Raw genomic sequence first — 23,451 nt, forward strand, 5'->3', positions numbered from 1 at the left:
TTATTGAGTGAAAAGTATGCCGTCGACGATGAGCCGATCGGTCTCCTCGTCGCTCAACCCGAGCACCTCGTGGCAGATCTGGCGGGTCTGCTCCCCTGGCATCGGGGCGGGTCGGAGTTCCGCGGCTGGAATGCCCGTGTAGGCCGCGGGGCCCGTCTCACAGAGCATCGGCACATCGAACAACGGATGCGGCATGTCAGAGTACAGCCGCCGGGAAACGACCTGCGGATCGACCGGTATGTCCACGGCTCGGTTCATCGGTGCCGCGGGCACACCTGCTGCTTGCAATGTTTCGGCGATGTCCGACTTGTCCTTGGCCTTCGTCCACTCCGACACGGCCGTGAGGAAGGACGTCCGCTCGCGTGACGGGAAAGCGGCGCCCATGGCCGCCGACAAGGCGGCACGGTCGGCCTCGGAGCGGACGGAGATCACACACCATTCGTCCTCACCCGCGCACGGGTACACGCCGTGGATCGACTCATCCCCGTCCACCGCGACGCCGGCCGAGCGCGCGGCTTCGGTGACGTACGCGGTGGCGAGCAGGTGGACAGCCGCCTCGGCCTGCGGGATGTGTACGTGCGCACCACTTCCGGTGCGGTCTCGCCCCATCAGGGCGGCCAGCGCCGCCACCGCGGTGAGCCTGGCGGCGACGTGGTCGGGAAAGACGGTGGTCGCATCGTAGAAACTGCCCGGTTCGGCATCCTGGGAGGTCCACAACCAGGTGACCCCTGTCGCCGCGCGCACCAGCGGGCCGTATCCCATGCGGTCGCTCCACGGCCCCGTCGGCCCGTACGCGCTGCTCTCGGCCAGCACGATCCGCGGGTTGATCTCCCGCAGCTGTGCGTACGAAAAGCCAAGCGAATCAAGTGTTCCCGGTTTGAAGTTGGCGAACACAGCGTCCGCTTCTGCAACCAGGCGACGGAACAGCTCTGCACCTTCGGGGTGCCGTAGGTCGAGTCCGAGGCTCTGCTCGTTGCGGTGCGTCAGGGCCCACGATCTACTCATCGTCATACCGGGCGGGGTTTGGCGAAGGCCGTCGGGATAGGCGGCGCTTTCCACCTTGATGACCTCGGCGCCCAGATCCGCGAATAGGCGGCCGAGTTCGCCGCCGGCGACGATTACGCCGAGATCGATAATGCGCAGGCCATCGAAGGGCCGCACGACGACATCGCCAAGGGGTTCGGCGGCGGATGTACCTGCGGCCCAATCGGGTTCATCGGCGCCCACCTCGGGTGCCGGACGCACGACTCCGGTGTGTCGGCCGTCGACGATGACCGGACCGGCGGGCACCGTCAGCGTCACGTCCGCGGTGACCTTCAGGTCGGTCAGCGCGTCCACCGCCCGAAAGTGCTCCGACGCCAACGCTTCTGCCGCCGTGTGGACTGCGGCCACGGGTACTCCGCGCGATTGCCCCTCGGCGACCAGTGCGTCCATCGTCTGCGGTGCGACGAGCTCGGCGATTGCGGCGTTGAGTTCGCGCGAGGCGGCGTACCGCGCGGCAATGGTGTCGAACTCGGGGTCGGCGAACTGCTCGGGTTCACCCAGCCAGCCCCGCATCCCGCGCCACTGGCGCGGCGACAGCAGACAGATGCGGACGTGGCCGTCCTTGCAGGCGAAGATCGGATAGATCTGCTGATTGCGCGGCCGACCCCGCCACAGCTCATCAAGCGTCTTCTGGCCGACAGAGGCCTGGCCCTCCGAGCCGAACGGCGGGTCGAGCGCCTGCAGGACCCCCCCCGAAGCGGGAGAAGTCGATGTAATCGCCTCTGCCGTCCCGTAATCGGCGGTAGTAGGCGGCCAGCGTCGCCCACGCCGCCTGCACCGCCGCAGTCCCCGATGCGAGCCCTTCGGGAGGCAGTACCGGTCTGCCCGTCGTCGGGCCGGTCCGGGACAGCGCGGTCGACATCGCGTACAACACGGCGTCGGTGGCCGTCCGCGAGCAGTACGGGCCTGTGGTGCCGAAATCGGTCACCGACAACGCCACCAGGTGCCCGAACCGGTCGGCGAGCTCAGCGCAGGATGTTCCGTATGCGGCAGCAGCTCCTGGACTGCCACTGTCGATCACGATGTCGGCGGCGCCCGCCAGGTCGAGCAGTCGCTGCCGGTCCGCGGCGCTATCGGGGTCGAGTACCGCGCTGCGCTTGTTGGCGTTGTACACCGCGAAGGCGATGCTTGCGCCCCCGACGGCGGGCAGCGCGGTTCTCCCCTCGCCACCGCCGGGCGGTTCGATCTTCAGCACGTCGGCGCCGAGGTCGGCGAACAGGCGGCCGACGCCGTCGGACGATGCGCCGCCCAGGTCCAGAACCCGTACCGACTCCAGCAGTCCCTCGGTCACCGCTTCAGCAGCCGTTCCACCCATTCGAGATGGGAGTCGGTGGAGGTGGAGACGTAGAGCAGGTCGACGAACGCGTCGGGATAGCCGTTGTCGGCGAGCACCGCGATGGCGTCGGCGACCTGCTCGACGGGTGTGCCTTCGGCGACATTGATCCGGACGTACGGGTGGATCGACGACGGATCGCGGCCCGCGGCGCGGGCGGCCTCGTCGACGGCTCGCCGTTGCCCGTCCAGCATCTCGACGCTCACGGCGCGAGGCACCTGCACCACCGGCGTCCAGCCGTCGGCACGCTCACCCACCCTCTTGAGCCCGGCCGGCGTGAATGCGCCCAGATAGATCGGCGGGTGTGGGCGCTGCACCGGCTTGAGGTTCACCCACGACTCCGGGATCGTCCACCGTTCACCTTGGTGCGCAACGGGATTCGTCGTCCACCAGGCTTCCAGGGCATCCAGGAGCTCGTCGAGTTGAGCGCCGCGGCGGCGGAACGGCGCTCCCGCGGCCTGGTACTCCTCCGGCGACCATCCGATGCCGAACCCCGGCATCAGGCGGCCACCACTGACCACGTCGAGGCTGGTCAATTGGCGCGCCAGTTGCGCCGGCGGATACCAGGGCGCGACGAACACGCTGCTGCCGAGTCGGACCCTGCTCGTCGCCGTGGCGGCCACCGCCAATGCGACGAACGGATCGATGCCGGTGCGAAACTGCTCCGGAATCGAGTCCGAGCCCGCATAGCCGACGCTGGGGTGCACCGCGGGCAGCAGTCGGTCCCCGACCCAGAGGCTGTCGGCGCCGAGTTCCTCGGCGGTCGATGCGAAGCGGGCGAGGTCGGCGTAGGCGGCCTCCCCGTACTGCGGTACCGCGAATCCCAACACGACCGTCAGGCTAATGCTTAGCTCTGTGCCAATCGGGTACCGGGATCTCAGCATTGTTCACCCGCGAAGACGATGATGAGTCGAATGACCGACCAGGTGCTCGCCCCCACCCTGTCCGACGACGAACTGACGCTCATCGACGCGTACTGGCGCGCCGCGAACTATCTGTCGGTGGGCCAGATCTACCTGCTGGACAATCCATTGCTGCGTGAGCCGCTGGCGCCGCATCACGTGAAACCGCGGCTGCTCGGTCACTGGGGCACCACGCCCGGCCTCAACCTCGTCTACGCGCACCTCAATCGGGTGATCCGCCACCGCGACCTCAACGTCATCTACATCACCGGGCCCGGCCACGGCGGCCCGGGACTGGTGGCGAATGCCTATCTGGAGGGCACATATACCGAGGTCTATTCGGGCATCTCCGAGGACACCGACGGGCTGCGAAAGCTGTTCCGCCAGTTCTCGTTCCCCGGCGGGATCCCCAGTCACGTCGCGTCGGAGACACCGGGATCGATCCATGAGGGCGGTGAGCTGGGCTACGCGCTGGTCCATGCGTTCGGCGCGGCCTTCGACAACCCCGATCTGGTGGTCGCGTGTGTGGTCGGCGACGGTGAAGCCGAGACCGGGCCACTGGCGGCGAGCTGGCATTCCAACAAGTTTCTCAACCCCGTCACCGATGGCGCGGTGCTGCCGATCCTGCATCTCAACGGATACAAGATCGCCAACCCGACGGTGTTGTCGCGGATTCCGCAGGAGGAGCTCGAGGCGCTGTTGGGTGGCTACGGCTATCGGCCGATCACGGTGGCCGGTGACGATCCGGCGAACGTGCATCAACAGCTGGCCACCGCACTCGACGAGGCATTCGACCAGATCGCGGCGATCCAGCGGGCCGCCCGGCTCGACGGTGAGAAGGGCAGGCCGCTGTGGCCGATGATCGTGCTGCGCACCCCCAAGGGCTGGACCGGGCCGAAGGAGGTCGACGGCAACAAGGTGGAGGGCACCTGGCGGTCGCACCAGGTGCCGCTGTCAGAGACGCGCAGCAACCCGGAACATCTGGCGCAGCTCGAGGACTGGCTGCGCAGCTACTCCCCCGATGAGCTGTTCGACGACGACGGGGCGCTGCGGCCACACCTTCGCGAGTTCGCCCCGCAGGGTGAGCGACGCATGAGCGCGAACCCGCATGCCAACGGCGGACTGCTACTGCGCGACCTCGACCTGCCCGCCTTCCCCGACTACGGCGTCGCCGTCGAGACACCCGCGACGGGAACCGCCGAAGCCACCCGGGTGCTCGGTACCTTCCTGCGCGACGTGATCCGTCGCAACCCGGATCGCTTCCGGGTGATGGGCCCCGACGAAACCGCCTCGAACCGGTTGTCGGCGGTCCTGGAGGCGACCGACAAGACGTGGCTGGCCGAGACCGGACCCGACGACGACCACCTGAGCCCCGACGGCCGGGTGATGGAGGTGCTCTCCGAACACCTCTGTCAGGGCTGGCTCGAAGGTTATCTGCTGACCGGTCGGCACGGGTTGTTCAACTGCTACGAGGCGTTCGTGCACATCGTGGACTCGATGCTGAACCAGCACGCCAAATGGCTGTACAGCAGCGGGCAACTGCCGTGGCGTCGCCCGATCGCGTCGTTGAATTACCTTCTGACATCCCATGTTTGGCGCCAGGACCACAACGGCGCCTCGCATCAGGATCCGGGCTTCATCGACCACGTCGCCAACAAGCGTCCCGAGGTCGTCCGCGTCTATCTGCCGCCGGACGCCAACACGCTGCTGTCGGTGGCCGACCACTGCCTGCGCAGCCGTCACTACGTCAACGTGATCGTGGCCGGCAAGCAGCCCGCGCTGACCTACCTCGACATGGACCAGGCGATCGCGCACTGCACCCGCGGGCTCGGGATCTGGGACTGGGCCAGCACCACGACCGGTGAGCCCGACGTGGTGCTGGCGTGCGCCGGCGACATCCCGACGCTGGAGACGCTGGCCGCCGCCGACATCCTGCGCCGCGAACTGCCGGAGCTGCGTGTGCGGGTGGTCAACGTCGTCGACATGATGCGGCTGCAGCCCGACACCGAACATCCGCACGGGCTGTCCGATCGCGAGTTCGACGCGATCTTCACCGCCGACAAGCCGGTCATCTTCGCCTATCACGGCTACCCGTGGCTCATCCACCGGATGACGTACCGGCGCACCAACCACGCGCAGATGCACGTGCGCGGATTCAAAGAACGCGGGACGACGACCACGCCGTTCGACATGGTGATGCTCAACGACCTGGACCGGTTCCATCTCGTGCTCGACGTCATCGACCGTGTGGACGGCCTGGCCACCCGCGCGGCGATGCTGCGCCAGCGCATGGTCGACGCCCGCATGGCGGCCCGGCGCTACACGCGGGACCACGGCGAGGACGACCCCGCGATCACCAACTGGACATGGGATCCCGACTACCACGCGACGTCTCTGTCTCAGGAGACGCTCAGCGAGCGCGGGTAGAATCCCGACCCGTGTCCGATCAAGCCGTGGTAGCCGAGCCGCCTCCGCACCCGCTGATCGAGCAGCTGTCCGCGATTCATCACTTCCGCATCTACGTCGACATCGCCGTCGTCGTCGTGGTGCTCGCGCTCACCAATGTCATCGCGCACTTCACCACCCCGTGGGCCAGCATCGCCACGGTGCCCGCGGCCGCGGTGGGTCTGCTGCTTCTCGTGCGATCGCGCGGCCTGGGCTGGGCCGAACTCGGACTGGGCAGGGAGCACTGGAAGTCAGGTGCGGGCTATGCGCTGGCCGCCGTCGGACTGGTGGTCTCGGTGATCGCGATCGGTGCGCTGCTGCCGTGGACGCGACCGATGTTCATGAACAACAACTACGCGACGATCTCGGGTGCGTTGATCGCCTCGATGATCATCATCCCGCTGCAGACGGTGATTCCCGAGGAGCTGGCGTTCCGCGGCGTACTGCACGGAGCGCTGAACCGGGCCTGGGGGTTCCGCGGTGTCGCGGCGGCGGGCTCGTTGCTGTTCGGGCTGTGGCATATCGCGACGTCACTGGGGTTGACCAGCAGTAACGTCGGGTTCACCCGGCTGTTCGGCGGTGGCCTGCTCGGCACGGTGGCCGGGGTCGTCCTGGCCGTGGCGGCGACGGCTTTCGCGGGGTTCGTCTTCACCTGGCTGCGCCGGCGTAGCGGCAGCCTGATCGCGCCGATCGCCCTGCACTGGTCGCTGAACGGGCTGGGCGCGCTGGCCGCCGCGCTCGTGTGGCACCTGTCCACCTGACTGACGAACACTTCGCCGTCAGCGGCTCGCCTTCCGGCGGGCGCGGAATTCGCGGTTCTTGAGCTTGTTCCCGCACGTCGACATCTCGCACCACGTGCCGCCGTGGTTGCGCGACCTGTCGTAGAACGCCCATCGGCACTCGTCGTTCGCGCAGACCTTCAGCCGCGCCCAACTGCCGTCACGCTGCGCGTCTCGCACGATCAGCAGGAGTTCGACCAGTCGCTCGGACACCGATTCGCCGGCCGCGGCCAGACGCACCGCCCCGTCGGCGTCGAACTCCGCCCGCGCGGCCCCGCCGGCGGCCACCGCGCGAAGGGGCGCCAACTCGGCCTCGGTCGGCGCCGGCCCGTCTCCGTTGCGGAGCAACAGGGCGCGCAACGCCTCGCGGACGTCGCGCAGCTGCTGCAGGTCGGCGTCGCTCAGAGCGGTCCCGGGCGCCAACAGGCCTTGGTCGATCAGCCAGGGACGAGCGTCGGCGGCATCGGCCAGGCGGTCCGGCCCTGCAGGCAACTCGACGGTGTTGACCAGGGCCTGAACTCGGAGCAGCGGTCCTGGCGCCGGCTTGGATTCGTCGTCGGCGGGCCATCGCTGCGGTTCGGCAGCCATGTGGTCACGATAACCCCGCGTGACCGGTATATCAACTTGACTGGTCATGCATGACCGCTGTACTCTGTTAGACAGTCACTAGAGCAACGAATGCCGAAACCCGGCTAAGAGGTAGATACCCAATGGCTGACAACAAGATTCCAGCCGACGTTCTTTCCACCATCGCCGCCACCGCCTCACCCGACGCGCGCCCCCGGCCCTCACTGATGTCACGGGTGCAGGCACGCCTGCGCGCCGAGCACTTCGACCGGCAGCTCGCCGTCGGCGTCCCCGCTCCGGCAGGCAGTGCGCTCGCAGCGCATGAGGCCCGTCTGACCTCGACGGCCGAGAGAGAGGCTATCGCACGGTCGCTGCGCGCCGCTGTCGCCGACAGCGCCGGTATTCGGGCGCTGTCCTCACGGATACCGGTGCACTCCACCAACATCGCAGCGGCCGAAGACCTCATCGACGCGATCACGCTGCGGCTGCACTCGCCCCGGCCGGTCAGTGCCCGCGGCATGGCGCGGTTGCGCCTCGTCTTGGGCGACGGCACGGGACCGCTCTACCGGTACGGCCGCGGAGACTTGGCGGGCCGGCTCGGCGCCGCGCTCGCAGCGCTTTAGACGACCAGGACCGCGGCACCTGAGATGCGTCCGGCGCTGAGGTCGGCGAGCGCCTGATCGGCCTTGCCGAGGGGGTACTCCGGGCTCGTCACCTCGAGGCGATGAGTACCTGCGAAAGCCAGGAACTCACGGGCGTCGGCGCGCGTGTTCGACGCCACCGACCGCAGCTGGCGCTCCTGGAAGAGGTGCCGCTGGTAGTTCATCGGCGGGATGTCCGACAGGTGGATGCCTGCGACGGCCAGCGTGCCGCCGCGGTCCAGTGCCTCCATCGCGGGCAGCACCAGATCGCCGACGGGCGCGAAGAGGATCGCGGAGTCCAGCGGCACCGGCGGACGGTCGACGGCACCCTGAACCGACGCGGCGCCGAGAGCCAACGCCAATTCCTTCGCCTTCTCGCCGCGCGTCATCACATGCACCTCGGCCCCCTGCGCGAGCGCCACCTGTGCCGTGAGGTGTGCGCTTCCCCCGAAGCCGTAGATGCCAAGACGCCCGCCGGGCGGCAGTTCGGCTCTCAGCAGTGCGCGATAGCCGATGATGCCCGCACAGAGCAGCGGCGCCAGCTCGGTATCAGAGTAGCCCTGCGGCAGGTGGTGTGCGTAAGCAGCTGGGACAGTGGCGAATTCGGCGTATCCGCCATCGGCGTCCCACCCGGTGTAGCGAGATTCCGGGCACAGGTTCTCGTTGCCGCTCCGGCAGTACTTGCACGTGCCGCACGTGTGCCGGAGCCAGGCGATGCCGACGCGGTCGCCGACGGCGAACTCACCGTCCGCCGTTGTCGCAGCAGCGTTTTCAGTGCCGACGCCGGGGCCGATTTGGATGACTTCGGCCACCACCTCATGGCCCGGGATGACCTCATGGCGGTGCACGGGCAGGTCGCCCTCGGCGACGTGGAGGTCGGTGCGGCACACGCCGCATGCCCGCACCGCGACGAGAAGCTCACCGGGTGCGGGCTGCGGTACCTCCGCGGTGACGTGCTCCAGTGGCCGACTGCTCATCGGCCCCGGCCGCCGAACCCGCCATGCACTCATCGTTGGGGTGCTCATCACCCCATCGTGACGCTAGGTCTTTTTCTGCACCAGACCGACGAGCCAAAGCAGAATGACCGAACCGAGGATCGCGGTGAAGAAGGTGAACCACCAACCGCCCTCAGCGGTGTTGAACCAGAAGCTGAGGAGGAAGCCGCCGATCAAGGCACCGACGATTCCGATCACGATGTTCATCACAATGCCGGATCCGCTGCCCTTGACGATCTTTCCGGCGATCCAACCGGCAAGCGCCCCGATGATGATGTAGCCGATCCAGCCGACGCTGGTGAGCGTGCTGGACCTTTCTCCGAGGAACTCGGTAGCCGCAATGATGTCCATCGGGATCTCCTATCGCTGGCCCTGGCACCAGCGGGGCCGCTGGGCCACCTTCAGCTATACCGGTTCTGGATAACGATTCAGCCGTTACCACGGTCAAGATCAGTAGTCGTCAAATTGCGATTCCTAATCGGTCACGACGGCATAACCTGTGTATAACGCGGTCTGCACCGCGGGACGGCTATGTACCGGTCAGCACCGGTACCGCTTGGGGAGGTGGAGGTATGAAAGCACTTGTTGCGCTGGCGATCAGTGCCTTGACGGCAAGCGGTATCGCCGTGGCCTTGGCTGCTCCGGCCAGCGCCGGATGCCAGGCGGGCTGGACCCCGTGGGGCGGCGGCGAAATCTGCGACGGACCGGTTGCACCCGACGGAAACTTCGAACGCTGCCAGACCACCGGTGTGCTCGGCTTCGGCGGGACCAACTGCTTCATCGTGAACGTCGCCACCGCCCAGCCGCCGCGGGTTGGCCCCTGAGACCAACTGCCAGTTAGGTTTCGGGGCCCCGCGGCGGGTCCGTCAGCCCGTCAGGACGGCGGGAGCATTCCTGGCGCTGCCTCCGGCGCGACCGGCACGGCCACCCCGACACCCGGCCGCGCGGCCGGCGCGTTGGGATCTGCCGGCGGAGGCGGCGGCGCATTCGGATCGGCAGGCGGCGGAGGCGTGCCCGGGGGCGGAGGCGGTGCGTTCGGGTCCGGAGGCGGAGGCGCGGCCGGCGGCGTGTACGGCCGGATCGAGTTGGCCAGCGCGATGGCCTCTTCCTGTGGCACCGGGTTGGTTTCGGTCCCGAGCCAGACGACGAACCAGCGCTGCGGGGTGCGCTGACCGCGCGGCGTACCGGGTTCGACGGGCTCACCCACGACGCCCGCCCAGATCTGACCGGTCGGCTTGTTGGTGTCGGTGAACTTCACCTCGTAGTAGGACGCCACACCCGGCATGCCCGCGGCATCGAGCTGAACTGTCTTCTGGTTCACCCGCGTGCCGGGGAACGGCATGAAGAACTCGCCCATATCGGACGCAAGCCGTTGCGCCGCCTTGGTGTTGTCGGTTTCGGCGCCTGCGAACAACTTCAGGTCGAGCCGCCCGAGAAGCACGCTCGTATCGTTCGGCGGCTCAGCACCTTCCGGAGCGACCTTCGTCAACAGCGCCTGGCCGTAGGACAGTTGGGTGGCGTCGGAGACCTTCCAACCCGCGGGCACGACGAAGCTCAATCCGCCCGCGGCGTTGTCGACCCGCCCGGGGTCAACGGGCGGCGGCGCCGGGGCGTTGGGATCGGCCGGCGGAGGAGGCGGCGCATTCGGATCCGCCGGCGGAGGCGGAGGTGCGTTCGGATCGGCCGGCGGAGGAGGCGGCGCATTGGGATCTGCGGGCGGAGGCGGCGGCCCCTGCATGAACGTGTTGCCGCTCGGCGGCGGCTCGGGCGTCGGCGTGGGCTCCGGCTGTGCTTGCGCGATCGACGGCAGCGCGAGCGCCACTGCGGTGGCACCGGTCAGCGCTGCGAGCGCCAGCGACTTCGAGAGGCCCTTGCGGTGTGCGCCTGTGGCGTCCGGCTGATCCATGGGAAAGAAACTACCGTGTTACCGTCGTGACGCAAGTGTGGGGTGCTCCAATTGTGCCAAATTGTGACATTGCTGTGGACGATAAACCGCCAGTCAGTGGGATAATGAGTGATTGCTGACATGACGAGGGCCCCGGCGCGTGGCGCGGGGGTGGCCGTGTCGGACGTGCGCCCTGTGTCGGCGCGATCCAGTCGGTAATTCGTGTCAGCCGGCCCCGCCGTTACGGGCTCGGGAGCAGGGTGACCTCCTGTGCTTTGACCGAGAAGTAGACCCGCTCCCCCGGGGTCAGTCGCAGTTCGGCGGCCGAGTCGGTGGTGATGTCTGCGGCGAGACCGGGAGCGCCGTCCAGCTGGTCCTCGGCGCGCACCCGGATCGAGGACCCGTGGCTGTCGAGTTCGGCGACCGTCACCGCGATCGTGTTGCGGGGGCTGCCGTGCGGCTTGTCCCGGTACACCGCGACTGCCGCCGGCGAGAACAAGGCCACCGCGGGACGCCCCGCGACGACATCCGGTCCGGCGACGCCGTGCCAGGGGCCCCAGGGCGTCGTCAGCACTCCGTCGTCGCCGGCGGTGCCGACGACCAGGTTCACACCGGCGAAGCGCGCCCCGAACTTGCTCCGCGGCGACGCCAAAACCGATGCGGTCGAACCCTTTTCGGCGATCTTGCCCTCTTCGAGGATGAGCACAGTGTCGGCGAGGGTCAGAACGTCGACCAGATCGTGGGTGATCAACACGGCCGAACGACCGTCGCGGGCCATCACACGGCTCAACAGGGTGCGCATCGCGGCCGCGACCCCCACGTCGAGGCCGGCCAACGGCTCGTCGAGCAACAGCACGTCCGGTTCGGCCGCCAGCGCGCGGGCCAGCGCGATCCGCTGCGCCTGTCCCCCGGACAGCTGTCGCGGCATGCGGTCGGCAAGGTCGCCGGCCTCGACCTCGTCCAGCCAGCGCGCCGCATCCGCTTTGGTGCAGCGCGGCGAGAACGCGACATTCGCGGCGACGCTCAGATGCGGGAACAACAGCGGATCCTGCAGCAGCAATCCGACCCGGCGGTCATGCGTGGCGACGTGCGTGCCGGTCGAAGTGTCGGTCAGCACGCGTCCGCCGACACGAACGACACCGTCGTCAGGCCGCACCAGACCGGCGATCACGTGCAGCGTCGTCGACTTACCCGCCCCGTTGGGGCCGAGCACGGCGAGGACCTCTCCGGCGCCAACCGCGAATTCGATGTCTACACCGCGGTTTTCGACCACCGCGCGCACGCTGATGTCGGTCACGATGACTCACCACGCATTGGCGCCCCCGGTACGCAGGCGCCTGCTGCCAAGGCCGACGACGACGACCGCGGCGACCACGACGAGCAGCAACGACAGGGCGACCGCGGAGTCGGCGTCGCTCTCGCGTTGCAGATAGATCTCCAGCGGCAGCGTGCGGGTGACGCCCTCGCGAGAACCGGCGAACGTCAGGGTCGCGCCGAACTCGCCCAACGCCCTTGCGAAGGCCAGCACCGCGCCGGACACCAGTCCGGGGGCCAGCAGCGGGAGGGTGACCCGCCACCACACGGTGGTGGGCTTGGCCCCCAGCGTCGCGGCGACCACCTCGTAGTCATTTCCGGCGGTACGCGCGGCGCCCTCCAACGAGATGACCAGGAACGGCAGCGACACGAACGTCTGCGCCAGCACGACGGCGGTCGTGGTGAATGCGATCTGAATGCCCGCGGCGTCCAGGTACTCGCCGATCAGGCCCAGGCGACCGTACGCGTAGAGCAGCGCGATGCCACCGACCACCGGCGGGAGCACCAGCGGCAGCAGAATCAACGGCCGAACCGTCCGGACCACTCTGGCCTCGCTGCGCGCGAACACCAGCGCCATCGGCACGCCGAGGATCAGGCACAGGACCGTGCTCGCGGTCGCGGTTCGCAGACTCAGCTCCAATGCCGACAGCGATGCCGGGCTGGTGATCAACGACCAGAAGTGCGGCCAGTCGACTTTGGCCGCCACCGCCACGAGGGGCACAGCGACGAACAACGCCCCGAGCGCAGCGGGGACATAGATCCAGCGAGGGAGGACGGCCGACGGGGTCAAGGCGTGGCGCGAGCTGCGGGAATCGGGCTGATGTTCGAGGTGGTCGCCGCCGCGATGGGCTTCACAGATCACGACCCTATGGCACTTGTGACGCGATGTGGGGCCGAGTGCTGCGCGCCGTGTTTCCTCCAGTAGCTACTGTCCAGTAACATTCTGGTGCAACGACTGGGGTTCAGCGTTGAACACGGAGGAGGTCCTTGCCATGGAGGTGCTTGTCACCGGTGGCGACACCGATCTGGGCCGAACAATCGCAGCTAGCTTCCGTGACGCGGGCCATCGGGTCGTCGTCGTGGGCGCACGCCGCGACGACCTCGAGGTGACCGCGAAGGAACTCGAGGTCGACGCCATCGTCCTCGACAACACCGACCCCGCGAGCCTGGAGGCGGCGCGAGGCCAGTTCCCCCACCATCTGGACACCATCGTCAATGTGCCCGCCCCGGATTGGGACGCCGGCGATCCGCGGACGTACACCCTGTCCGATCTGGCGACCGCATGGCGTAAATCGCTCGAGAGCACCGCGCTCTCGGCCGTGCTCACCGTGCAGATCCTCGGCGATCACCTGCGGTCGGGCGGGACGATCATCAACGTCGTGCCCGAGAACCCGGCCGAGGGCAGCGCGGGAGCGGCCGTCAAGGCGGCGGTGTCCGATTGGACCGCCGGACAGGCGGCGCACTTCGGGATCCGCGGCATCACCGTCAACGCGGTCGCGTCCGGCCGCAGCGCCGAGCCCGGCTACGACGGCCTGTCGCGTACCCCGCCGTCGGTGGCCCAGGAGATCAGCCGGCTCGCGTTGTTCCTGACCACGCCCGCCGCGCGGCACATCACCGGGCAGACGCTGCACGTCAGCCACGGTGCGCTCGCAAACTTCGGCTGAATATTCCTTCGTTCGCCGAAAGCTAAAGCGGGGTGACCGCCCCGCTTAGTTGTGGTTACGTGAAGGCGTGACCATCAAACTCGGACTTCAGATCCCCAACTTCTCGTACGGCACCGGCGTCGCCGAAATCTTCCCCACGGTCATCGCGCAGGCTCAGGAAGCCGAGGCCGCAGGCTTCGACTCCGTCTTCGTGATGGACCACTTCTACCAACTGCCGGGTCTCGGCACCCCGGACCAGCCGATGCTCGAGGCGTACACCGCCCTCGGCGCACTGGCCACCGCGACCGAGCGCGTCCAACTGGGCACGCTGGTCACCGGGAACACCTACCGCAATCCCACGCTGCTGGCCAAGGCGATCACCACCCTCGACGTGATCAGCCAGGGACGCGCGATCCTCGGCATCGGCACGGGGTGGTACGAACTCGAACACGACTCCCTCGGCTTCGAATTCGGCACCTTCACCGATCGTTTCAACAAGCTCGGCGAGGCGCTCGACATCATCCTGCCGATGCTCAAGGGTGAGCGGCCGACGGTGGACGGCAAGTACTACCGCACGAAAGAGGCCATGGCCGAACCCCGCTTCCGCGACCACATTCCGCTGATGATCGGCGGCAGCGGCGAGAAGAAGACGATCCCGTTGGCGGTCAAGCACTTCGACCACCTGAACGTCATCGCAGGGTTCGACGAACTGCCCCGCAAGCTCGACGTGGTCAAGGCTCGCTGCGAGGAGATCGGTCGGGATCCGGCCACGCTCGAGACGAGCATGCTGGTCATCGCGATCATCGACGAGAACGTCACCGAAGACCTGATCCCCGAGGACTTCAGGCAGCAGGCGGTGTTCGGCAGCGCCGAGCGCGTCGCCGAGCAGATCAAGACCAAGGTGCTCGATGCGGGCATCACCGGCGTCATCCTGAGCCCGGTGACAAGCCTCAACGGCTATCAGCCGGGCGGCGTCACGGCGGTCGCGGAGGCGCTGAAACCGCATCTGACGGGGTAATTCCCGCCCTGACGTGGGAAACACCACAGCCCATCGATGCGGCCATCGGAGGTTCGGGCGACTACCGTAATGGGTAGTAAATGCACGTGACGCACCGTCGAGGAGCCCGAACATGAGCCATCCCGGAGCCACTGCAACTGATAGGCACAAAGTCGTCATCATCGGTTCGGGGTTCGGTGGGCTGACCGCCGCCAAGGCGCTCAAGCGGGCCGACGTGGACATCAAGCTCATCGCCAAGACCACCCACCACCTGTTCCAGCCGCTGCTGTACCAGGTCGCCACGGGCATCATCCCGTCGGGTGAGATCGCCCCGCCGACCCGGATGATCCTGCGCAAGCAGAAGAACGCGCAGGTACTGCTCGGCAACGTGACGCACATCGACCTGACCAACCAGACCGTCAAGTCGGAGCTGCTCGGGCACACGTACGTCACCCCGTACGACACGCTGATTGTCGCGGCGGGTGCGGGTCAGTCCTACTTCGGCAACGACCATTTCGCGGAGTGGGCGCCGGGCATGAAGTCGATCGACGACGCGCTGGAGCTGCGTGCCCGCATCCTCGGCGCCTTCGAGCAGGCCGAGCGGTCCAACGATCCCGCTCGCCGGGAGAAGCTGCTGACGTTCACCGTCGTCGGGGCCGGGCCGACGGGTGTCGAAATGGCCGGGCAGATCGCCGAACTCGCCGATCACACGCTCAAAGGCTCGTTCCGGCACATCGATACGACCACCGCGCGGGTGATCCTGCTCGACGCCGCGCCGGCCGTGCTGCCTCCGATGGGTGAGAAGCTCGGCAAGAAGGCTCAGGCGCGCCTGGAGAAGATGGGCGTCGAGATCCAGCTCGGCGCGATGGTCACCGACGTCGACCGCAACGGCATCACCGTCAAGGATCCCAGCGGCGAATTCCGCCGTATTGAGTGCGCGACGAAGGTCTGGTCGGCGGGTGTGGCGGCGAGCCCGCTCGGTCGCGACATCGCCGAGCAGTGCGATGCCGAGATCGATCGGGCGGGCCGGGTGAAGGTACTGCCCGACCTCACCGTTCCCGGTCATCGCAACGTGTTCGTCGTCGGCGACATGGCCGCCGTCGAAGGCGTTCCCGGCCAGGCGCAGGGCGCCATCCAGGGCGGCAGGTACGCCGCCAAGGCCATCAAGGCGGAGCTCAAGGGCGCCGACCCCGAAAAGCGCGAGCCGTTCCAGTACTTCGACAAGGGCTCGATGGCGACGGTGTCACGGTTCTCGGCGGTCGCCAAGATCGGACCACTGGAGTTCGGCGGCTTCATCGCCTGGCTGGCGTGGCTGGTGCTGCACCTGGTGTATCTGGTCGGATTCCGGCGCAAGCTCACCACGTTGGTGTCGTGGACGGTGACGTTCCTGTCGACGGCGCGCGGCAACCTGACCATCACCGAACAGCAGGCGTACGCCCGTACCAGGATCGAAGAGCTCGAGGAGATCGCGGCCCTGGTACAGGATCCCGAGAGAGCGGCTGTCTAGAGCCGCTCGCCCTGCCAGGTCGACAGGCAGCCGCCGCCGGCCAATGCAAGCGCCATGCCTGCGGTGTCGACTTCCGTTTCGGGATAGTGCAATTCGCTGATGCACGCCATCGGCGCGGACAACTCGTCGTCGGCCACCGAGCCGCGGCCCAGTTCGATGCGGTGCCGCAACAGCGCCGATCCGTCCACGTCGGCGTGCAGCGACCCGGACCAGAACCCTTGCCGCTCACCGCTTCTGCCGATCTGAATGCGTTCCCGCAGCCTGGCGCGGCCTGCCTCGCCGAGCGCGAGTCGTGTCGAGGTGAGGTGGCGGGAGGTGGCGGCGACGACCGTGGGTTCTGGATCGAGGTCGAGTTCACCCGCGACTTCAAGATCCCAGATCGAATGCGACTCATGGGTGATGGGTCCGGGCAGCGTCACCGTCGCCGCGGCGGTCCGTACCCGCAGGCGTGCGCCCGGTTCCACGACGATGCGCACACAGAGGGAGTCGCCGCCGAGCGGGGTGGCCGCCGTCGACACCAGGTGCACGGTCTCGGGTTCGGTTTCGCGCGCGGCGAGTCCACCCGTGGATTCGATGCGCGGCCGTCGGTCGCGGCGCGCGACGATAAGCACGTCGGAGCGCATCAGACGGGCACTCGCAATTGCTCACGGACCCAGGTCAATACGTCCGTTGCGGCGGGGTCTTCGGTGAGCGAGATCAGTACGGCCGGCCGGCCACCGCGCACGGCGGCCGCGTCGCGGCGCATCACGTCCAGGTCGGCCCCGACAAGCGGAGCGAGGTCGGTCTTGTTGATGACCAGCAGATCCGAGTAGGTCACCCCCGGCCCGCCCTTGCGCGGCACCTTGTCACCGCCCGCGACGTCGATGACGAAGATCTGTACGTCGACGAGCCCGGAGGAGAAGGTGGCCGTCAGGTTATCCCCACCGGATTCCACCAGGATGAGGTCGAGCCGGTCGTTGCCTGCGATGAGGTCGTCGATCGCATCGAGATTCGCGGTGATGTCGTCCCGGATCGCGGTGTGTGGGCAGCCGCCCGTCTGCACCGCGGCGATCCGGCCGTCGGGCAGCACCGCATGACGACGCAGGAAGTCGGCGTCCTCGGTGGTGTAGATGTCGTTGGTGAGCACGGCAAGTGACAATTCGTCGCGCAGTTGCCTGCACAGCGCGGCGACGAGCGCCGTCTTGCCCGAGCCGACGGGCCCACCGACGCCGATGCGCAGCGGCTCCCCCGCAGCCCGTTGACGTTTGGGGCGATCGGCATGGCCGTGTGGTTGGCCGTCGAGGAAATGCGGTGGCATGAGGGGCTCTTCTCTTTCAGGAGGCGAACAGCGGTCGCTCGCGGTGGCTGTGTCGCTGGGCCAGCACGTCGAGCAGCGGATCGGACAGGTCGGCAAGCTCCTTGCTCGCCGAGAGCGCGGTCTGGTCGCACAGCGCGGCGAGCTCGAACGTCAGCGCCGCCACGTCGCCGGGGTCGAGCGCCAGGAGCCGTTGCGCGGCTGTCGCTGAGTTGGTCATCGTCGTATAGACGACTGTCAGCGCGGTCTGCTCCGGCTCCAGCCCACTGGCCGCGCCGACCACACCTGCGACCACGGGCAGATGCGGGGTGGCGCCCAACGCTTCCCAGCGCTCGTCCGGCCAGACCCGTCGCGCCAGCCGCAGGAGCCCGCGTCCCTGCGCGCGGGAGGCCTGGCGGACGGCGGGCGCCGGTGTGCGGGCGTCGATCTCGGAGTCGGCCTGGGCGGCGGTCAGGCTGCCGCTGTGCACGGCGGCGGCGATCGACGCGCTCACCAACCCCGTGGTTCGGATCCGCCGGCGCAGAAACGCCCGCAACGTGGCGAGGTCGCGCACCAGGCCCTCGGCGACGGCCTCCTCGACGCCGCCGGAATGCACGTGCCCGCCGGTGGGCAGCCGCGAGTCCGACAGCGTCAGCAGCGTCGCCAGGTTGGTCATCGAAGGTCAGACCCCTCAGAACAGGAAATAACGTTGCGCCATCGGCAATTCGACGGCGGGGTCCTCCTGCCACACCTCGCCGTCGATGCGGACGGTGAAGGTGTCGGGATCGACCTTGATGTCGGGAAGCGCGTCGTTGTGCGGCATCTGGGCCTTGCCGACGCCGCGGACATCCTTGACCGCGACGAGTCGGCGACTGACAGCGAGCCGCTCGGCGAGCCCGTCGTCGACGGCTTGTTGGGATACGAAGTGCACCGACGTCGCAGCGGCGGCCGCGGGCTCGGCACCGAACATCGGCCGCGGTAGCACGGGCTGCGGCGTCGGGATCGACGCGTTGGCGTCCCCCATTGCCGCCCAGGCGATCATGCCGCCCTTGACCACCGCGTGTGGACGCACGCCGAAGAACGCCGGCTCCCACAGCACGAGGTCGGCGAGCTTGCCGACCTCCACGGACCCGATCTCGTGGTCCAGGCCGTGTGCGACGGCCGGGCAGATCGTGTACTTCGCGACATAGCGCTGCGCCCGGGCGTTGTCCGCGTGTGTATCGCCTGGCAGAAATCCGCGGCGGCGCTTCATCACATGCGCGGTCTGCCACGTCCGCATGACCACCTCGCCGATGCGGCCCATCGCCTGGGCGTCGCTGCCGATCATCGAGATCGCGCCGATGTCGTGCAGCAGGTCCTCGGCGGCGATCGTGGACGGGCGGATCCGGCTCTCGGCGAACGCGAGATCCTCGGGGACGCTGGGGTTGAGGTGATGGCACACCATCAACATGTCGAGATGCTCGTCGAGCGTGTTGACCGTGTGCGGCCGCGTCGGGTTGGTCGAACTCGGCAGCACGTTGGGATGGCTTGCGACGGTGATGATGTCGGGTGCGTGCCCACCGCCTGCGCCCTCGGTGTGGTACGCGTGGATCGACCGGCCCTTGATCGCGGCGAGCGTGTCCTCGACGAAGCCGGCCTCGTTGAGGGTGTCGGTGTGGATGTTGGCCTGCACTCCGGCCGCGTCGCTCACCGTCAGGCACGCGTCGATCGCGGCCGGGGTGGTCCCCCAGTCCTCGTGGAGCTTGAATCCTGCTGCGCCGCCGCGCAACTGCTCCCACATCGCCTCGCTGCTGACCGTGTTGCCCTTACCGAGCAACGCGATGTTCATCGGCCACGAGTCCAGCGCTTCCAACATGCGGCCCAGATGCCACGCCCCCGGTGTGACCGTGGTGGCCTTGCTGCCCTCGGCCGGGCCGGTGCCGCCTGCGACGATCGTCGTGATGCCGGCGCCGAGCGCTTCCTCCTTGATCTGCGGACAGATCAGGTGCACGTGGCAGTCGATCGCCCCGGCCGTGACGATGCGACCGTTGCCTGCGATGACTTCGGTCGACGGGCCCACCACCAAGTCGGGGTGGACACCGGACATGATGTCGGGATTGCCGGCCTTGCCGATCGCGCAGATGCGACCGTCACGAATACCGATGTCCGCCTTGATGATTCCCCAGAAATCGATGATCACGGCACCGGTGATCACCGTGTCGGGTGCACCGTCGGCACGGGTGGCGCGGCCCATGCCCATCGACTCGCGCAGCACCTTGCCGCCGCCGAACACCGCCTCGTCACCGGCGAGGCCGGGGCCACCACTGCGGTCCTCGGTGATCTCGACGAACAGATCCGTGTCGGCCAGCCGGATGCGGTCACCGGTGGTCGGCCCGAACAGCGCGGCGTATCTGGACCGGGAAACAGCGCTCATCTGTGTCCTCTGCTCGTCAATTGTCCAATTTGCCCGGCGGCTGCAGGCTCAGCCCGTACACCTCGCGCGATCCGGTCAGTGGAACCAACCGGACTTGCTGGGCGACACCGGGTTCGAACCGCACCGCGGTACCGGCGGGGATGTCGAGCCGATGCCCGTACGCGGCGTCGCGGTCGAACTGCAACGCGGAATTGCTCTGCGGCAGGTGCACGTGACTGCCGACCTGGACGGGTCGGTCGCCGGTGTTGACGATCTCCATCTCGAGCCGCGGCGCGCCCGGGTTGATCTCGATATCGCCGTCGCCGTAGACGATCTCGCCGGGAGCCCATGACGGGCGATCGGCGGTCATGGGATCGGGTGGTGGACGGTCACGAGTTTCGTGCCGTCCGGGAACGTCGCCTCCACCTGGACGTCCTCGAGCATCTCCGGGACGCCGTCCATCACGTCGTCGCGGCTGAGAACCTCACGGCCACTGGCCATCAGCTCCGCGACCGTGCAGCCGTCGCGGGCCCCCTCGAGGAGATGGTCGGTGATCACCGCGACCGCCTCGGGGTGATTGAGCTTGAGGCCACGAGCCTGCCTGCGGCGCGCCAGTTCGGCGGCGTATGACAACAGAAGCCGGTCCTGTTCATGCGGCGTTAATCGCATGCCGGGGATATTGCCACGCCCTGCACACCTCAGCAGCGCGAGGAACGGCGGCGGCTACTTGGCCGCCAGATTCTGCAGCCGCACCTGGCCGCGAGCGACGACCCGCTCGTTCTCGTCGGTGATCGTGATCAACCACAGCTGCTGGCTTCGGCCGCGGTGAATGGGGGTCGAGACCGCCGTCACCGTGCCCGACGAGATCGCGCGCAGGAAATCGGTGTTGTTGTTGACCCCGACGACGTTGCCGCCACCGTGTTCGCTCAGCCACAGCTGACCCGAGACGCTGGCGAGGCTCTCGACGACCGCGCAGTAGACGCCGCCGTGCACGATCCCCCACGGCTGAAGCAGTTTGTCGTCGATCCGCAGACGCGCTGTACCGCCGTCGGGGGTCAACTCGACGAATTCGAGGCCGATCTCTTTGTCGAACCCGGCGCCCAAGCCGGAGGGGATGTCTGAGCTCACGCAGATTGTCTACACGGTCGCCTCGGCGCCGCTGCGAGCGGTGACCCCCGAAATGCGGACAGGCCCCGCACATGGTGCGGGGCCTGTCCTTCGTGTGGACCGGGAGTCACTGCAGCCCTCAGGACTCCGGCGCGGTCCGGTAGTACACGTTGTTTCGCTCTTGGAGCATAGGCAAGGCTGCCCTAATTAAGCAAGACCTTCCCTGCCGGTGTTCTCGTCAGGCCCCGGACCGGCAGGCCGAAGCCGACCAGCGCATCGAGCACCGCCTGGCCGCGGCGCATGCTGGTCACCTCGCTCGAACCTGCGAGCAGCGGCACCTGCGTCGCGGCACCCACCACCGCGGCGCCGACGATGTGCCACATGGACGCGATGGAGATCGCGGAATCGCTGACCTGCGCGAGCTTTGCGAACAACGGCTCGAGGGTGCGATGACTGCGGTGGGCGATCCAGGTCGTCAGCGCCGCCTCGTTGGGCAGGGCGACAATCCCGTCGCGTGCAGAATTGTGTGCCCGCACCGAACTGCCGGCGAAGAACGGATCGTCGGGCAGTGCGCGCAGCATCGGATCGACGACCCCGACCCAATCGATTGCACCTTCCGAATCCACGTGCACCCAGAGGTTCTCCAGGCCGGTGTCCCAGGCGCGCCCCTCGAGCACGAGCAGCGGAATGACCCGTCCGATGACCACGTGCGCCAGGGTCGCGGCCAGCTGCTGGGCGACCGCGGCGCGGTTCTCGGTCTCTTCGGACGCCAGCGCGAACATCGAATGCAGGCGGTCGGTGGTCAGCGCCTGCATCAGCGGCCACCAACGTCTGCGCGACAGGTCGCCGATCACGGCGACGCCGTAAACGCGCGGACACTCGGGGTACAGCTCGCGCAACCGGCGGCTCGACTCGTGCAACGGCAGCATCTGCTCGATCTCCATGCTCGCGATGAGCGGGTCGTCGACCAGAACCGTCATTGAGACCTCCTGAGGTAGCTTAGGTTAGCCTTACTATAGTCAGGCCAATCACCAAGGCCAGACCCTGTGACTGGACTCACAGGGTTCGGAACAGGGGCGGTGACCTCGGAAGGACGGCGCCGAACCGTCCCGTCGAGCGCGCACGCCAGCGTGCTCGAGCGACGTAGGCGTGCGCGATACGACGCACGGTAGTAAACCCGTAGTACGCTGGATCTACCGTCTCTAGGAGATGAACACGATGGCCAAATTGACGCGTTTAGGGGAATTGGAACGCGCGGTGATGGACCACCTCTGGTCCGCGCGAGAACCCCAGACCGTGCGCCAGGTTCACGAGGCGCTGTCGGCCAGGCGCGACCTGGCGTACACCACGATCATGACCGTGCTGCAGCGGTTGGCGAAGAAGAATCTCGTCGTTCAGCACCGCGATGATCGGGCCCATCGATACGCGCCCACCCACGGCCGCGACGAACTGGTCGCCGGCTTGATGGTCGATGCCCTGGATCAGGCCGCCGACTCCGGCGGCCGCGAGGCCGCGCTCGTGCACTTCGTCGAGCGCGTGGGTGCCGATGAAGCGGCGGCTCTGCGGCGCGCTCTTGCCGAGCTGGAAGACAAACACCGGATACCCCCACCCGCTGGTAATCCGGGCACCGGCTGAGAGACACTTACAGCGTGTCCGCGCTGGCCTTCACCGTCATGGCGCTGGTCCTGTCGGGACCGGTGCCTGCGATGCTGGCGCGGGCTACCTGGCCGTCGCGGGCGCCACGGGCGGCAATCGTCTTGTGGCAGGCCATCGCACTTGCCGCGGTCCTGTCGGCCTTCTCGGCGGGAATCGCCATCGCGAGCAGGCTTTTCGCGCCCGGTCCGGACGGCAGGCCGACCGCGACCTTCGCCAGCGAGATCGACGCCCTCGGTTGGCCGCTGTGGCTCACTTACCTCGCGGTGTTCGCACTCACGCTGGTGATCGGGGCGCGGCTCGCGATCGCCGTCGTGCAGGTCGCCATCGCAACCCGGCGCAGGCGTGCACATCATCGGATGGTCGTCGACCTGGTGGGCACGTCGCGGAAGCACACCCACGCCGGGCACGGTTTGCGCATTCTCGACGTCGAGGAGCCATTGGCCTACTGCCTACCCGGCGTGCGGAGCCGGGTGGTGGTCAGCGAGGGCACGCTGACCACGTTGGAGGACAACGAGATCGCCGCCATCCTGACGCATGAGCGCGCACATCTGCGCGCGCGGCATGACCTGGTGCTCGAGATGTTCATGGCGGTGCATGCCGCGTTCCCGCGGTTCGTGCGGAGCGCCAGCGCGCTGGACGCCGTGCGGTTGTTGATCGAGATGCTGGCCGACGATGCGGCGGTGCGCGCAGCCGGTCCGACTCCCCTGGCTCGCGCGTTGGTGGCTTGCGCGACGGGCCGCACACCTGCGGGTGCGCTGGCCGCCGGTGGGCCGACGACCGTGGCCCGGGTGCAGCGCCTCGGCGGCCGCGGCAACAGTCTGGCGTTGGCCGCCGGCGCCTACACCGCCGCTGCGGCGGTACTGGTGGTTCCCACCGTCGCGGTGGTCCTGCCATGGTTGACCGAGTTGAATCGTTTGTTCACCGCGTAGGCGTTTGTCAGCAGTAGCCCGGTTCTGCACAACAAAACACGA

General features: G+C 68.0%; 24 protein-coding genes and 1 pseudogene. 9 read left to right on the forward strand and 16 right to left on the reverse strand.

From position 1 onward, the window contains the following. Both H7J93_RS03745 and H7J93_RS03750 read right to left on the reverse strand, forming a co-directional pair. Positions 1 to 2,359 (reverse strand): annotated as a pseudogene (locus H7J93_RS03745) (CaiB/BaiF CoA transferase family protein). Continuing rightward, positions 2,332 to 3,207, reverse strand: a complete 876-nt coding sequence (locus H7J93_RS03750; protein WP_267304949.1) for a TIGR03619 family F420-dependent LLM class oxidoreductase — start codon at positions 3,205 to 3,207, stop codon at positions 2,332 to 2,334. Before H7J93_RS03750 ends, H7J93_RS03745 begins: the two are co-directional and overlap by 28 nt. Positions 3,208 to 3,291: 84 nt before the next feature. Here H7J93_RS03750 and H7J93_RS03755 point away from each other — a divergent pair, with 84 nt between their 5' ends. Both H7J93_RS03755 and H7J93_RS03760 read left to right on the forward strand, forming a co-directional pair. Continuing rightward, positions 3,292 to 5,706, forward strand: a complete 2,415-nt coding sequence (locus H7J93_RS03755; RefSeq protein ID WP_267304950.1) for a phosphoketolase family protein — start codon at positions 3,292 to 3,294, stop codon at positions 5,704 to 5,706. An 11-nt stretch (positions 5,707 to 5,717) separates the two neighbouring features. Further along, positions 5,718 to 6,485, forward strand: a complete 768-nt coding sequence (locus tag H7J93_RS03760) for a CPBP family intramembrane glutamic endopeptidase (protein WP_267304951.1) — start codon at positions 5,718 to 5,720, stop codon at positions 6,483 to 6,485. A gap of 18 nt (positions 6,486 to 6,503) precedes the next feature. Here the strand turns inward: H7J93_RS03760 and H7J93_RS03765 are convergent, their stop codons facing one another. Then, on the reverse strand, positions 6,504 to 7,091 hold the full coding sequence (locus H7J93_RS03765; protein WP_267304952.1) for a CGNR zinc finger domain-containing protein: 588 nt from the start codon (positions 7,089 to 7,091) through the stop codon (positions 6,504 to 6,506). A gap of 122 nt (positions 7,092 to 7,213) precedes the next feature. Between H7J93_RS03765 and H7J93_RS03770 the strand changes: the two genes are divergently transcribed. Further along, the gene (locus H7J93_RS03770) at positions 7,214 to 7,693 is read left to right on the forward strand and encodes a hypothetical protein (protein ID WP_267304953.1); all 480 of its coding nucleotides are present in this window, start codon (positions 7,214 to 7,216) and stop codon (positions 7,691 to 7,693) included. On the opposite strand, the gene H7J93_RS03775 is transcribed toward H7J93_RS03770, so the two are convergent. Together H7J93_RS03775 and H7J93_RS03780 are read right to left on the reverse strand one after the other, a co-directional pair. Continuing rightward, positions 7,690 to 8,736, reverse strand: a complete 1,047-nt coding sequence (locus H7J93_RS03775; RefSeq protein ID WP_267304954.1) for a zinc-binding alcohol dehydrogenase family protein — start codon at positions 8,734 to 8,736, stop codon at positions 7,690 to 7,692. The two genes, H7J93_RS03770 and H7J93_RS03775, sit on opposite strands and share 4 nt — an antisense overlap. 15 nt (positions 8,737 to 8,751) lie before the next feature. Then, positions 8,752 to 9,057, reverse strand: a complete 306-nt coding sequence (locus tag H7J93_RS03780; protein WP_267304955.1) for a GlsB/YeaQ/YmgE family stress response membrane protein — start codon at positions 9,055 to 9,057, stop codon at positions 8,752 to 8,754. Positions 9,058 to 9,278: 221 nt separating this feature from the next. On the opposite strand from H7J93_RS03780, the gene H7J93_RS03785 reads away from it, so the two are divergent. Then, on the forward strand, positions 9,279 to 9,530 hold the full coding sequence (locus H7J93_RS03785; protein ID WP_267304956.1) for a CDGP domain-containing protein: 252 nt from the start codon (positions 9,279 to 9,281) through the stop codon (positions 9,528 to 9,530). A 50-nt stretch (positions 9,531 to 9,580) separates the two neighbouring features. Here H7J93_RS03785 and H7J93_RS03790 read toward each other — a convergent pair whose 3' ends face one another. The 3 genes from H7J93_RS03790 to H7J93_RS03800 all read right to left on the reverse strand — a co-directional run bounded on the left by H7J93_RS03790 (position 9,581) and on the right by H7J93_RS03800 (position 12,695). Next, entirely contained in the window at positions 9,581 to 10,612 is a 1,032-nt protein-coding gene (locus tag H7J93_RS03790) for an APA family fibronectin-binding glycoprotein (protein WP_267304957.1), read from the reverse strand. Positions 10,613 to 10,832: 220 nt separating this feature from the next. Further along, positions 10,833 to 11,888: a sulfate/molybdate ABC transporter ATP-binding protein gene (locus H7J93_RS03795; protein ID WP_267304958.1), complete on the reverse strand. Its 1,056-nt coding sequence runs from the start codon at positions 11,886 to 11,888 to the stop codon at positions 10,833 to 10,835. Positions 11,889 to 11,894: 6 nt separating this feature from the next. Then, a complete protein-coding gene (locus tag H7J93_RS03800; RefSeq protein WP_267305048.1) occupies positions 11,895 to 12,695 on the reverse strand; it encodes an ABC transporter permease in 801 nt (266 codons plus the stop codon). 202 nt (positions 12,696 to 12,897) lie between these two features. Between H7J93_RS03800 and H7J93_RS03805 the strand changes: the two genes are divergently transcribed. The 3 genes from H7J93_RS03805 (at position 12,898) to H7J93_RS03815 (ending at position 16,052) form a co-directional block, all read left to right on the forward strand. Beyond that, positions 12,898 to 13,569 carry an SDR family oxidoreductase gene (locus H7J93_RS03805; protein WP_267304959.1) on the forward strand — a complete coding sequence of 224 codons (672 nt, stop codon included), beginning with the start codon at positions 12,898 to 12,900 and terminating at the stop codon, positions 13,567 to 13,569. Positions 13,570 to 13,636: 67 nt separating this feature from the next. Beyond that, a complete protein-coding gene (locus tag H7J93_RS03810; RefSeq protein ID WP_267304960.1) occupies positions 13,637 to 14,566 on the forward strand; it encodes an LLM class F420-dependent oxidoreductase in 930 nt (309 codons plus the stop codon). Between the two features lie 112 nt (positions 14,567 to 14,678). Further along, complete coding sequence (locus tag H7J93_RS03815) at positions 14,679 to 16,052, forward strand: NAD(P)/FAD-dependent oxidoreductase (protein WP_267304961.1); 1,374 nt, start codon at positions 14,679 to 14,681, stop codon at positions 16,050 to 16,052. Here the strand turns inward: H7J93_RS03815 and H7J93_RS03820 are convergent. The 8 genes from H7J93_RS03820 to H7J93_RS03855 form a co-directional block, all read right to left on the reverse strand. Further along, complete coding sequence (locus H7J93_RS03820) at positions 16,049 to 16,675, reverse strand: urease accessory protein UreD (RefSeq protein ID WP_267304962.1); 627 nt, start codon at positions 16,673 to 16,675, stop codon at positions 16,049 to 16,051. The two genes, H7J93_RS03815 and H7J93_RS03820, sit on opposite strands and share 4 nt — an antisense overlap. Next, on the reverse strand, positions 16,675 to 17,349 hold the full coding sequence (ureG, locus tag H7J93_RS03825; RefSeq protein WP_267304963.1) for an urease accessory protein UreG: 675 nt from the start codon (positions 17,347 to 17,349) through the stop codon (positions 16,675 to 16,677). Before ureG ends, H7J93_RS03820 begins: the two co-directional genes overlap by 1 nt. Before the next feature lie 16 nt (positions 17,350 to 17,365). Continuing rightward, entirely contained in the window at positions 17,366 to 18,001 is a 636-nt protein-coding gene (locus H7J93_RS03830) for an urease accessory protein UreF (RefSeq protein WP_267304964.1), read from the reverse strand. A 15-nt stretch (positions 18,002 to 18,016) separates the two neighbouring features. Then, the gene (locus H7J93_RS03835; RefSeq protein ID WP_267304965.1) at positions 18,017 to 19,738 is read right to left on the reverse strand and encodes an urease subunit alpha; all 1,722 of its coding nucleotides are present in this window, start codon (positions 19,736 to 19,738) and stop codon (positions 18,017 to 18,019) included. A 16-nt stretch (positions 19,739 to 19,754) separates the two neighbouring features. After that, positions 19,755 to 20,087: an urease subunit beta gene (locus H7J93_RS03840; RefSeq protein WP_267304966.1), complete on the reverse strand. Its 333-nt coding sequence runs from the start codon at positions 20,085 to 20,087 to the stop codon at positions 19,755 to 19,757. Beyond that, entirely contained in the window at positions 20,084 to 20,386 is a 303-nt protein-coding gene (locus H7J93_RS03845; RefSeq protein WP_267304967.1) for an urease subunit gamma, read from the reverse strand. The genes H7J93_RS03840 and H7J93_RS03845 overlap by 4 nt, the downstream gene beginning before the upstream one ends. Positions 20,387 to 20,440: 54 nt before the next feature. Continuing rightward, a complete protein-coding gene (locus H7J93_RS03850; protein WP_267304968.1) occupies positions 20,441 to 20,845 on the reverse strand; it encodes a PaaI family thioesterase in 405 nt (134 codons plus the stop codon). Positions 20,846 to 21,027: 182 nt separating this feature from the next. Further along, on the reverse strand, positions 21,028 to 21,804 hold the full coding sequence (locus H7J93_RS03855; RefSeq protein ID WP_267304969.1) for an iron reductase: 777 nt from the start codon (positions 21,802 to 21,804) through the stop codon (positions 21,028 to 21,030). Between the two features lie 238 nt (positions 21,805 to 22,042). On the opposite strand from H7J93_RS03855, the gene H7J93_RS03860 reads away from it, so the two are divergent. Both H7J93_RS03860 and H7J93_RS03865 read left to right on the forward strand, forming a co-directional pair. Continuing rightward, entirely contained in the window at positions 22,043 to 22,459 is a 417-nt protein-coding gene (locus tag H7J93_RS03860; protein WP_267304970.1) for a BlaI/MecI/CopY family transcriptional regulator, read from the forward strand. A gap of 14 nt (positions 22,460 to 22,473) precedes the next feature. Next, positions 22,474 to 23,409, forward strand: a complete 936-nt coding sequence (locus H7J93_RS03865; protein WP_267304971.1) for a M56 family metallopeptidase — start codon at positions 22,474 to 22,476, stop codon at positions 23,407 to 23,409. Positions 23,410 to 23,451: the final 42 nt, after the last annotated feature.

Source organism: Mycobacterium barrassiae (assembly GCF_025822765.1).
In the GTDB taxonomy this organism is placed as follows: Bacteria; Actinomycetota; Actinomycetes; order Mycobacteriales; family Mycobacteriaceae; genus Mycobacterium; species Mycobacterium barrassiae.

Excerpts from the sequence above, each read along its gene's own strand:
- H7J93_RS03755 (WP_267304950.1), top strand. The coding sequence starts at position 3,292 with ATGACCGACCAGGTGCTCGCCCCCACCCTGTCCGACGACGAACTGACG.
- H7J93_RS03765 (WP_267304952.1), bottom strand. The coding sequence starts at position 7,091 with ATGGCTGCCGAACCGCAGCGATGGCCCGCCGACGACGAATCCAAGCCG.
- H7J93_RS03770 (WP_267304953.1), top strand. The coding sequence starts at position 7,214 with ATGGCTGACAACAAGATTCCAGCCGACGTTCTTTCCACCATCGCCGCC.
- H7J93_RS03775 (WP_267304954.1), bottom strand. The coding sequence starts at position 8,736 with ATGAGCACCCCAACGATGAGTGCATGGCGGGTTCGGCGGCCGGGGCCG.
- H7J93_RS03780 (WP_267304955.1), bottom strand. The coding sequence starts at position 9,057 with ATGGACATCATTGCGGCTACCGAGTTCCTCGGAGAAAGGTCCAGCACG.
- H7J93_RS03785 (WP_267304956.1), top strand. The coding sequence starts at position 9,279 with ATGAAAGCACTTGTTGCGCTGGCGATCAGTGCCTTGACGGCAAGCGGT.
- H7J93_RS03790 (WP_267304957.1), bottom strand. The coding sequence starts at position 10,612 with ATGGATCAGCCGGACGCCACAGGCGCACACCGCAAGGGCCTCTCGAAG.
- H7J93_RS03805 (WP_267304959.1), top strand. The coding sequence starts at position 12,898 with ATGGAGGTGCTTGTCACCGGTGGCGACACCGATCTGGGCCGAACAATC.
- H7J93_RS03815 (WP_267304961.1), top strand. The coding sequence starts at position 14,679 with ATGAGCCATCCCGGAGCCACTGCAACTGATAGGCACAAAGTCGTCATC.
- H7J93_RS03820 (WP_267304962.1), bottom strand. The coding sequence starts at position 16,675 with ATGCGCTCCGACGTGCTTATCGTCGCGCGCCGCGACCGACGGCCGCGC.
- ureG (WP_267304963.1), bottom strand. The coding sequence starts at position 17,349 with ATGCCACCGCATTTCCTCGACGGCCAACCACACGGCCATGCCGATCGC.
- H7J93_RS03830 (WP_267304964.1), bottom strand. The coding sequence starts at position 18,001 with ATGACCAACCTGGCGACGCTGCTGACGCTGTCGGACTCGCGGCTGCCC.
- H7J93_RS03835 (WP_267304965.1), bottom strand. The coding sequence starts at position 19,738 with ATGAGCGCTGTTTCCCGGTCCAGATACGCCGCGCTGTTCGGGCCGACC.
- H7J93_RS03840 (WP_267304966.1), bottom strand. The coding sequence starts at position 20,087 with ATGACCGCCGATCGCCCGTCATGGGCTCCCGGCGAGATCGTCTACGGC.
- H7J93_RS03845 (WP_267304967.1), bottom strand. The coding sequence starts at position 20,386 with ATGCGATTAACGCCGCATGAACAGGACCGGCTTCTGTTGTCATACGCC.
- H7J93_RS03855 (WP_267304969.1), bottom strand. The coding sequence starts at position 21,804 with ATGACGGTTCTGGTCGACGACCCGCTCATCGCGAGCATGGAGATCGAG.
- H7J93_RS03860 (WP_267304970.1), top strand. The coding sequence starts at position 22,043 with ATGGCCAAATTGACGCGTTTAGGGGAATTGGAACGCGCGGTGATGGAC.